The following is a 9,513-nucleotide window of genomic DNA, read 5'->3' as shown; positions in this document are numbered from 1 at the left end:
AACTTCTCCGGCCGCGATTGGAATCTGGCGACCGCCATGGTCATCAAGGGTGATGCGCTGGTGCAGGTGATGGGCGACTGGGCCAAGGGCGAATTCGTCGCCGCCAAGAAGAAGCCGGATACCGACTTCCTCTGCTACCGCTTCCCCGGCACCGAAGGCAGCGTCATCTACAACTCCGACATGTTCGGCATGTTCAACGTTCCCGACGACCGCAAGGCAGCGCAGGTGGCGCTGGCGACCGCAACGCTGTCGAAGAGCTTCCAGTCGGCCTTCAACGTCGTCAAGGGTTCGGTTCCCGCCCGCACCGACGTTCCCGACACCGACTTCGACGCCTGCGGCAAGAAGGGCATCGCCGATCTGAAGGCGGCCAATGAGGGCGGCACGCTGTTCGGCTCGCTCGCCCAGGGTTATGGCGCGCCTCCGGCAATCGCCAATGCCTATAAGGACGTCGTTTCGAAGTTCGTCCACGGCCAGATCAAGAGCTCCGACGAAGCCGTCACCCAGCTCGTCCAGGCGATCGACGACGCCCGCTGAGATCTGTCGATGAACACTGCTTCCCCGCGCGCTTTGCGGGGAAGCATCAGACCCGCGACCATGCGGGCCTGACGATGCAGGGGAGGAGATGAGACCATGAGCACAGTTGCGACCACCGATCCGGTTCTGACACCCGGGCGATCGACGAGCGCCTCGCTCCGGGGCCGGCTGCAGGATGCGCTGCCGAAGATCGTGCTGGCGCCGAGCTTCGTCATCACCCTCATCTTCGTCTACGGCTTCATCGTCTGGACGGCCTATCTCTCCTTCACCAATTCCAAGACCTTTCCCTCCTATGAACTGACCGGCGCACGCGCCTATCAGCGGCTGTGGCGCTGGACCTTCGAGAGCGATCCGCCGTCCTCCTGGTACACGTCGATCACCAACATGGCGATCTTCGGTTTCCTCTATGTCGGCATCTGTCTGGCACTCGGCCTGCTGCTCGCCATCCTGCTCGACCAGAAGATCCGCGGCGAGGGGTTGCTGCGGCCGATCTTCCTCTATCCGATGGCGCTCTCCTTCATCGTCACCGGCGTTGCCTGGAAGTGGTTCCTCGATCCCGGCCTCGGGCTCGAGCAGACCCTGCACCACTTCGGCTGGACGAGCTTTCACTTCGACTGGATCAAGAACAAGGACTTCGTCATCTACACCGTCGTCATCGCCGGTGTCTGGCAGGCCTCGGGCTTCGTCATGGCGATGTTCCTGGCCGGTCTTCGCGGCATCGACGGCGAGATCATGAAGGCCGCCCAGATCGACGGCGCTTCGCCCTTCCAGCTCTACCGGCGCATCGTCATTCCGCTGCTGCGGCCGATCTTCCTGTCGGCCTTCATCGTGCTCGCCCATATGGCGATCAAATCCTACGACCTCGTGGTGGCGCTGACCTCGGGCGGGCCGGGCGGCTCGGCCTGGCTGCCGTCGAACTTCATGTATGAATATACCTTCAAGCGCAACGAGATGGCCGTCGGCTCGGCCAGCGCCATCATCATGCTGATGACGATCTCGGCGATCATCGTGCCCTATCTCTATTCCGAACTGAAGGAGAAGGCCCGATGAGCAGCCTCACCTCTCCCATCGGCACGTCCTCATCGGCATCGACGACAGCGGCAGCAGCAGCCGAAGGTGTCGCGCGCGGCAACAGCGCCCGCTGGATCGGCCGCATCGTCATCTACGGCCTGCTTGTCATCTTCGCCATCCTCTACCTGATGCCGCTCTTCGTCATGCTGACGACCTCGTTCAAGACCATGGACGAGATCCAGAGCGGCAACATGCTGGCGCTGCCGCAGGCGCCGACCTTCGATCCCTGGGTCAAGGCCTGGGGCGAGGCCTGCGTCGGGCTGACCTGCGCCGGCATCAAGGGTTACTTCTGGAACTCGATCAAGATGGTGGTGCCGGCCGTGGCAATCTCCACCATCATGGGCGCGCTCAACGGTTATATCCTGACCAAATGGCGCTTTCCCGGCCATACGCTGGTGTTCGGCCTGATGCTGTTTGCCTGCTTCATCCCGTTCCAGTCGGTGCTCCTGCCGATGGCGACGATCCTCGGCTCGCTCGGCCGCTTCGGCATGACGCTGCAAAACGCCACCGGCTGGAACTTCGGCTTCGGCAATTCGACGGTCAATCTGGTCTTCGTTCATGTCGTCTACGGGCTCGGCTTCACCACGCTGTTCTTCCGCAATTTCTACGAGGCCTTTCCGACCGAACTGGTGCGCGCCGCCCAGGTCGACGGCGCCAGCTTCTTCCAGATCTTCCGCCGCATCATGCTGCCGAACTCGCTGCCGATCATCGTCGTCACCGTCATCTACCAGTTCACCAATATCTGGAACGACTTCCTGTTTGCCTCCGCTTACGCCGGCACCGGTGACTCCATGCCGATGACGGTGGCGCTGAACAATGTCGTCAACACCTCGACCGGGGTGGTCGAATACAATGTCAACATGGCGGCGGCGATGATCGCGGCCGTTCCGACGCTCATCGTCTATATCCTCGCCGGCCGCTACTTCGTGCGCGGTCTGATGGCGGGCGCAGTCAAAGGGTAAGTCATGGCCTTCCTGGAAATCTCCGGTCTCAGAAAGCGCTTCGGCGCCGTCGACATCCTCAAGGGCATCGATCTCGAACTCGAAAAGGGCGGCTTTCTCGTGCTGGTCGGCCCGTCCGGCTGCGGCAAGTCGACCCTGCTCAACACCATTGCCGGGCTGGAGACGATCACCTCTGGCGATATCAGGATCGACGGCCGCGACATCAGCGGTCTGCATCCGTCCAAGCGCGACATCGCCATGGTGTTCCAGTCCTATGCGCTCTATCCGAACATGACGGTGGCCGGCAACATTGCCTTCGGCATGGAGATCCGCGGCGTTCCGAAGGAGGAGCGGGCCAAGGCGATCAGCCAAGTCTCCGACATGCTGCAGATCGGCCATCTGCTCGACCGCAAGCCTTCGCAGCTCTCCGGCGGCCAGCGCCAGCGCGTCGCCATGGGCCGGGCCCTGGTGCGCAATCCGCAGGTCTTCCTGTTCGACGAGCCGCTCTCCAATCTCGATGCCAAGCTGCGTGTCGACATGCGCACTGAGATCAAGCGGCTGCATCAGCGCATGGGCACCACCTTCGTCTATGTCACCCACGACCAGATCGAGGCGATGACGCTGGCGACCAAGATCGCCGTGCTGAAGGACGGGGTGCTGCAGCAGTTCGGCACGCCGGCCGAGATTTATAACAGCCCGGCCAATCTCTTCGTCGCCGACTTCATGGGATCGCCGGCGATGAACCTGCTCAACGCCACCGTCGAGAACGGCGCGGGCGGGCTGGAGGTCTCGCTCGAGCGGGCCAATAGCGCTCCCCTCAGATTGCCCGTCATGGCAGGCAATGACGGCCTGACCCGCTATACCGGCAAGCCGGTGATCTTCGGCATTCGCCCCGAGGCCTTGACCGATCCCGACGGTGCCGACCGCAAGGCGCGTTCGCTGACCGAAGGCGACTGCCTGATCGAGGTGGTCGAACCGGCCGGCTCCGACACCTTTGCCGTCACCAAGCTCGGCGGCAAATCCGTCGTCGCCCGACTGCGCGCCGATGCCGGCATCGCGCCCGGACAAAGCACACGCCTTGCCTTCAATCTCGACAAGGCCGTGTTCTTCGATCCTGAAAGCCAGGTGCGGATCGTGTGACGGCCATTAGAGCGCCGCGCGTCCAATAAGACGCGCTAACGACGCTCTAACGCTATGAGTTTGCGGCGGCCGTCACCGTGAGCGTCACCGGCGCGAAGCGCGAGGAGACCGCTTCGACGGTGATTTCGCCGGTAAAGCCTGTCGCCTCCAGCCAGAAGCCCGCTGTGCCGCCCTGCAGCGGCACATTGGTCGGGCCGACGATTCTTGCCGGCCCATGCACCTTCAGCGAAATGCTGTCGTTCATGAAGGGCAGGCGCTGGCCGCACTGGTCGAGGGCGCGGATGATGACACGGGTGCTGTCGCGTTCGCGGGCCTTCAGCGTCTGGCTGTCGGCGACGATTTCAAGCGTCGTCGGCAGGGGATCGGCTGCCAGCGTCAGGCTCGCCACCGGCCGGCCGTCGATATAACCGGTCAAGGTACCGTCGATCCATTCGAGACCCCAGGTGCCGAGTTCGTCGGCGGTGAAGTGGCGATGGTCGAGCACGACGGGCGGATGCGGCAGATGCGGGTAATTCTCGCGGTCCGGACCGACGCGCTTGGAAAGCGCACCATATTGCAGTTCCACCTCGTCGCAATTGGTCAGGACGATCAGCGGCAGCACGCCGCCGATATTGCGCTCGCCGCGCGCCCAGAAGGTTGCCGGCTTCATGACGATCTCCTCGGAAGGATCGCACTGGCTGATATAGGCATGGGCGGCGAATTTCGGCTCGCGGAACATGTCCATGACGCCGTGATAGCAGATGCGGTCGCCGGAGCCGAAATCCTTGTGGGTGTTGTAATCGAACATGCACCAGCCGATGGCGCCCGAAATATCCGGGTCGCCATAGGCGGCGTTCAGCACGTCGAGATGCCGGCGCACATGCTCGGCCTGGCGCTGCTCCTGATCGTAGATCTTCGTCGGGTACATGTGGCCGTTGAACTCGGTGATGAGGTACGGCACCTTGGCGGACAGACCGGTATTTTCCTGCTGGGCGCGAAGGACGGTGCGCGGGCGGTTGGCGCCCGGCAGTTCCTCATTGCCGAGGATGAAGTCGTTCATCGTGTAGACGTCTTCGAGCAGCTCGCTCTCGGTGATATAACGCACGCCGCCGGTCTGGCGGGTGCTGTCGAGTTCGCGGGCCAGGCGGTTGGTCTCGACGTAGAAGTCGTGGCTATCCTGCGACTCGTTGATGCGCACGCCCCAGATGATGATCGAGGGATGATTCCAGTCGCGCTCGATCATGCGGCGGACGTTTTCGATCGATTCCTTCTGCCAGTCGGCATCGCCGATATGCTGCCAGCCGGGGATTTCCTCGAAAACCAGCAGGCCGATCGTATCGCAGCGGTCGAGGAACCATTTCGACTGCGGATAATGCGAGGTGCGGACGATATTGCACTTCAGCACGCTCTTCATGATGTCGGCGTCGCGCTCCTGGGCGGAGCGGCCGGCGGCATAACCGACATAGGGGAAGGCCTGGTGACGGTTGAGGCCGCGCAGCTTCAGCGGCTTGCCGTTCAAGAGGAAACCTTCCGGCGTGAATTCGGCGGTGCGGAAGCCGAAGCGGCTCGAGACACGGTCCGAGCCGTGCTCGGTCCTGAGTTCGACCGTGACCTCGTAGAGCGTGGGATCGGTGATGTCCCAGAGCGCGATGCCGGTCAGGCCGCCGAAGGAAAGCCTGGCACGGTCACCGATCGTTTCGGTTGCCGCGGTGGCGATCACCGTGCCGTCCGCCTGCTTCAGCGTCGCGGTGACCGTCGCCGAGAAGCTGCGGCTCTCCGGGTTGGCGATATCGACACGGACGGTTGCTGACTTCTCCGGGGCAAGAACGTCTGCGGTTTCGATCTTGAGATTGCGGATCGACACAGGGTCGGTGACCTTCAGCCAGACGTCGCGGTAAATGCCGGCATAGGTCAAATAATCGATGCGGCCGCCGAAAGGCGGAATGGCGGGGTTTTCGCTGCCGTCGATCTTGACGGTCACGAGGTTCTCACCCTTGAGCAGCTTGCCGGTGAGGCGGGCCTCGAAGGGGGTGTAGCCGTCCTTATGGGCGATGATTTCTTCGCCGTTCAAATAGACGACGCTGTCGGCCATGGCGGCATCGAAGACGAGCGAGATTTCGCGGCCCTCGAATTCCGGCAGCCAGCGCAGCACTTTCTGATAGGTGAAGGCGCGCTGATAGCTTGTCTCGTCGAAATAGTTAAAGGGCAGTTCGACGGCGGTATGGGGCAGGCTGACCGACCTGGCGGCATCGAAGCTTTCGAGCAGACGCTGGCCGAAGCCCTCGTGAAAACTCCAGCCTTCGTTGAAGGAAACGACGGACCGCATCTCAGGCTCTCCCGGTGATGGCATCAGCAGCGGTGCGGTGCCTCTCGGCGCGTGAAGATCGGGTCATCTGTATTTCTCCTTGAGGCGATAAGGTGCGAGGCAGCGCAAGCGCGTCACATCGAATTTGATTCCTGCGATGCGCTTTAGCTTTTTTCATGCATGCCGTCATCCGCAACCGCTTCACAGTGTTTCGGGTGACATGTGTTCGAGCAATGCCGTCTTGGCCGACGATTCGATGTCGTCAGGTGTCTGTCCTGCATGGGGTGCGGTGTTCCAGTGTTTACGGATATTGAGCGCCGTTGGTCTTGGTATAGATCGAATAGACCGAACGCGTCGCGGTGATGAAGAGCCGGTTTTTCTTGGGGCCGCCGAAGGTAAGATTGGACACCGTCTGCGGCACCCTGATCTTGCCGAGCAGGGTGCCGTCTGGCGAAAAGCAGTGCACGCCGTCACCGGCACTCGTCCAGAGATTGCCCTGGACATCGAAGCGGAAGCCATCGGGATTGCCAACGTCGAGGCTGCAGAAATAGCGGCTGTTCGTCAGCCTCCGGCCGTCGATGACATCGAAAACTCTTATGTGACGCGGCACTTCATGTTTTGCCGAGCCGGAATCGGCGATATAGAGCTTCGTCTCGTCGGGCGAGAAGGCAAGGCCGTTCGGCTGGATGAAATCCTCGACGACGGCCTCGATTGCGCCGCTTGCCGGGTCGATCCGATAGACGTTGCGGGTGGGCTGCTCGGGCTCGGCCCTGTGGCCCTCGTAATCCGACAGGATGCCGTAGGTCGGATCGGTGAACCAGATCCCGCCGTCGGAATGCACGACGAGATCGTTCGGCGAATTCAGCCGCTTGCCCTTGTAGCTGTCGGCGAGAATGGTGATCGTGCCGTCCGGTTCGGTGCGGGTGACGCGGCGGCCGCCATGTTCGCAGGAGATGAGCCGGCCCTGCCGGTCGCGGCTATTGCCGTTGACATAATTGGAGGGCGCGCGGAAGACGGAGACCGTACCGTCGGGCGTCCAGCGCATCATGCGTTCGTTCGGGATATCGCTCCAGAGAAGGCAGTTCAGGTCGGAAAACCAGACCGGACCTTCCGTCCAGCGGCAGCCGGAATAGAGCTCTTCAAGTGCGGCACTGCCGATGACCAGAGCGGCGAAACGTTCATCGCGGATGTCATAAAGCGGATTGTCGGCCAAGCCAGTTCCTCCCTGAATGCTGCCGCCCTCTTCCTACTGCATAATCCTTTCGACCGGAATCGATTTGAGGATGAAATTATGCCGCAGTTCAAAGTGTGGCGTCTGAAAAGACGCCGGAGCCCGGCAATGGGAAAAGCCGGGCTCGGGACTTGTCAGAGGGCTGCGACCGGATGCGGCGAGCCGTCATAGGCGCCCCAGATCGATTGGTCGAAGCAGATAACCGAGCCGGTCATCAGGCCGGATTCGGAAGACGACAGATAGGCGCAGGCGCGCGCCACCTCGTGCGGATCGACGAGGCGGCCGAAAGGCTGGCCTGCCGCCGCCTTCTCCAGCCAGTCGGACGGCGCGCCATGATATTCGCGCTGGATACGATCTTCGCCTTCGGAGGCCATCCAGCCGATATTGAGGCCGTTGACGCGGATGCGGTTGCGCAGCAGCGCATAGGCGGTGTTCTTCGTCAGCGTTTCCAGCGCGCCCTTGGAGGCGCAATAGGCGGCGATGAAGGGCTGGCCCGCTTTGGCCGACATCGAGCCGATATTGACGATGGTGCCTTCGGTCTGTTCGCGGCGCATGACCTTTACCGCCTCCTGCATCAGGAAAAACGGTGCGCGCACATTGACGGCGAACATGGTGTCGAAGAGTTCCGGGCTGGTGTCGAGGATGGTGCCGCGATCGGTGATGGCGGCGGCATTGACCAGCGCATCGACCCGGCCGAAGGCCTCGTCGCAGGTGTGGACGACGTGGCTCGCATCTTCGACTTTGGTGAGGTCGGCCTTGACGTAAACGACCTTCACGCCGGTCGCGGCCGAAATCTCTTCGGCCTTCGCCTTGCCCTTGGCTTCGTTACGGCCGCAGATGACGATGCCTTCAGCGCCGCGTTCGGCGAAGAGGCGTGCAATGGTGGCGCCCAATCCTTGCGTGCCGCCGGTGACGATGGCGATCTTGCCGTCGAGACGGCCGTGGTCTGTGCTCATGTGGTTCCTCCTTGGTGATGATATGCAAATGGCCTCCCGCGGGGCGCGGGAGGCTCGTATGGTGCCGTGTGGCCTCCAAGTCAGCTCAATTTCTTCTGCGCCTGTTCGGCAAGTGCCGCCGTAAAGGCTTCGTCGCTCCAGCCTTCGTTCAACGCCTCGTGCATCAGCCGCGCCTGCGTCTTCGGCGCCAGGCCGCCGAGCGGCGGGTCGCGGTCGAGGTTGGTCGGGAAGGAATAACCTTCGGCGCAGGCAGCGACGGCGTTGGCGATTTCGTCGGGAGAGAGCTTGCCCTGCAATGTTTTCAAGGCGGGAAAGAGCCTGGCGCTCATCCTCTCGCGGTTGACGGTTTCCATGGCGCGGCCGAAGGCGGAGGAGACCTGCAGGAGATTGGCGACGCGCTTGATATCGGCCGAGCGGTTGGTGCCGGCGGCGTGGAAAAGCGCGGGATTGAAGAAGACGACGTCGCCTTTTTCGAGCGGCAGCTGGATATGGTTGGCCTCGAAATAATCGCGGAACTCCGGGCGCTTCAGCGCGAGATAACCCGGCACATAGGTCTGGCTGTGCGGCAGGAAGAGCGTCGGGCCGCTTTCGAGTGGCATGTCGCAATGGGCGACCGCGCCCTGCAGCGTCAGCACCGGCGAGAGCCGGTGCACATGCGCCGGAAACTGCTCGATCACCGCAGACGACTGGAAGCCGAGATGGTAATCGCGATGGGCGGACTGCGCCGCGCCGCCCGGATTGACGCGGTTGACTTGCGCCGTCATCTGGTAGCTCGGGCCGAGCCAGGCCTGGCTTGCGAGTGCAACGATGGCGTTGCCGTAATATTCGGCGAAATTCGCCGGATCGGCGAGGCAATGTTTTTCCAGCGAATTCCAGATGCGGTCGTTGGCGCCTGGTTTGGCGAAGTGATCGCCGCCACCGGTGGCGGTGCGGTGCTGTTCCTCGATAATCTCATCGAAAATCGCGCTGGCGCGGTCGATGATGCCGGTATCCTCGTAAGCGTGCTTGAAAACGGCGACGCCCGGACCTTCGCCGAAGGCCTCACAGATCTCGGCCAGGACGGCACGCCGGCCCTGCGTGGTTGCAACTGCCGCCGCCACCTTGCGGCTGTCATAGATCAATACGTTTTTTTCGACTGCAGACGCGGTGGGGTAATCGGCAAGCGCGGTGGCCTTTTCCGCAAGGCGGCGAAAATCCTCGAGATCGCAGCCATCTTCGCTGAGCCAGACACGGTCGGCGCGCAGTTTCTGCTGATTGTCGGTCTTCATGATGGCTCCTCCTCTTTCGATGAAGGCACTATACGCCGCGATACCGGGTGATATAGATCAGGAATCCATCAAAAAACCATCAAACAGC

General features: G+C 62.3%; 7 protein-coding genes and 1 pseudogene. 4 read left to right on the top strand and 4 right to left on the bottom strand.

The annotated features are described in order from the left end of the window. From GGD57_RS21960 to GGD57_RS21945, 4 genes and pseudogenes are all read left to right on the top strand, one after another. Positions 1–534, top strand: a pseudogene (locus tag GGD57_RS21960) (sugar ABC transporter substrate-binding protein); the annotation flags it as partial. Between the two features lie 96 nt (positions 535–630). Continuing rightward, entirely contained in the window at positions 631–1,584 is a 954-nt protein-coding gene (locus GGD57_RS21955; protein WP_184472373.1) for a carbohydrate ABC transporter permease, read from the top strand. After that, on the top strand, positions 1,581–2,567 hold the full coding sequence (locus GGD57_RS21950) for a carbohydrate ABC transporter permease (protein WP_184472372.1): 987 nt from the start codon (positions 1,581–1,583) through the stop codon (positions 2,565–2,567). The genes GGD57_RS21955 and GGD57_RS21950 overlap by 4 nt, the downstream gene beginning before the upstream one ends. A gap of 3 nt (positions 2,568–2,570) precedes the next feature. Further along, entirely contained in the window at positions 2,571–3,686 is a 1,116-nt protein-coding gene (locus tag GGD57_RS21945) for an ABC transporter ATP-binding protein (protein ID WP_184472371.1), read from the top strand. Between the two features lie 52 nt (positions 3,687–3,738). On the opposite strand, the gene GGD57_RS21940 is transcribed toward GGD57_RS21945, so the two are convergent. The 4 genes from GGD57_RS21940 to GGD57_RS21925 form a co-directional block, all read right to left on the bottom strand. Continuing rightward, positions 3,739–5,991, bottom strand: coding sequence for a glycoside hydrolase family 2 protein (locus tag GGD57_RS21940; protein WP_184472370.1), 2,253 nt, complete (start codon positions 5,989–5,991; stop codon positions 3,739–3,741). A gap of 280 nt (positions 5,992–6,271) precedes the next feature. After that, positions 6,272–7,183: an SMP-30/gluconolactonase/LRE family protein gene (locus GGD57_RS21935; RefSeq protein WP_184472369.1), complete on the bottom strand. Its 912-nt coding sequence runs from the start codon at positions 7,181–7,183 to the stop codon at positions 6,272–6,274. Between the two features lie 152 nt (positions 7,184–7,335). Further along, positions 7,336–8,157 (bottom strand): SDR family oxidoreductase, encoded by an 822-nt coding sequence (locus GGD57_RS21930; RefSeq protein WP_184472368.1) that lies wholly within the window; start codon positions 8,155–8,157, stop codon positions 7,336–7,338. 80 nt (positions 8,158–8,237) lie between these two features. Further along, positions 8,238–9,425, bottom strand: coding sequence for a phytanoyl-CoA dioxygenase family protein (locus GGD57_RS21925; protein WP_184472367.1), 1,188 nt, complete (start codon positions 9,423–9,425; stop codon positions 8,238–8,240). Positions 9,426–9,513: the final 88 nt, after the last annotated feature.

Origin of the sequence: Rhizobium esperanzae (genome assembly GCF_014197615.1) — a bacterium.
Lineage (GTDB): Bacteria > Pseudomonadota > Alphaproteobacteria > Rhizobiales > Rhizobiaceae > Rhizobium > Rhizobium esperanzae_A.
This window is presented reverse-complemented; position numbering and strand designations above follow the sequence as displayed.

Coding starts and splice junctions, on each gene's coding strand:
- GGD57_RS21945 (WP_184472371.1), top strand. CDS start 2,571: ATGGCCTTCCTGGAAATCTCCGGTCTCAGAAAGCGCTTCGGCGCCGTC.
- GGD57_RS21925 (WP_184472367.1), bottom strand. CDS start 9,425: ATGAAGACCGACAATCAGCAGAAACTGCGCGCCGACCGTGTCTGGCTC.
- GGD57_RS21940 (WP_184472370.1), bottom strand. CDS start 5,991: ATGCGGTCCGTCGTTTCCTTCAACGAAGGCTGGAGTTTTCACGAGGGC.
- GGD57_RS21950 (WP_184472372.1), top strand. CDS start 1,581: ATGAGCAGCCTCACCTCTCCCATCGGCACGTCCTCATCGGCATCGACG.
- GGD57_RS21955 (WP_184472373.1), top strand. CDS start 631: ATGAGCACAGTTGCGACCACCGATCCGGTTCTGACACCCGGGCGATCG.
- GGD57_RS21930 (WP_184472368.1), bottom strand. CDS start 8,157: ATGAGCACAGACCACGGCCGTCTCGACGGCAAGATCGCCATCGTCACC.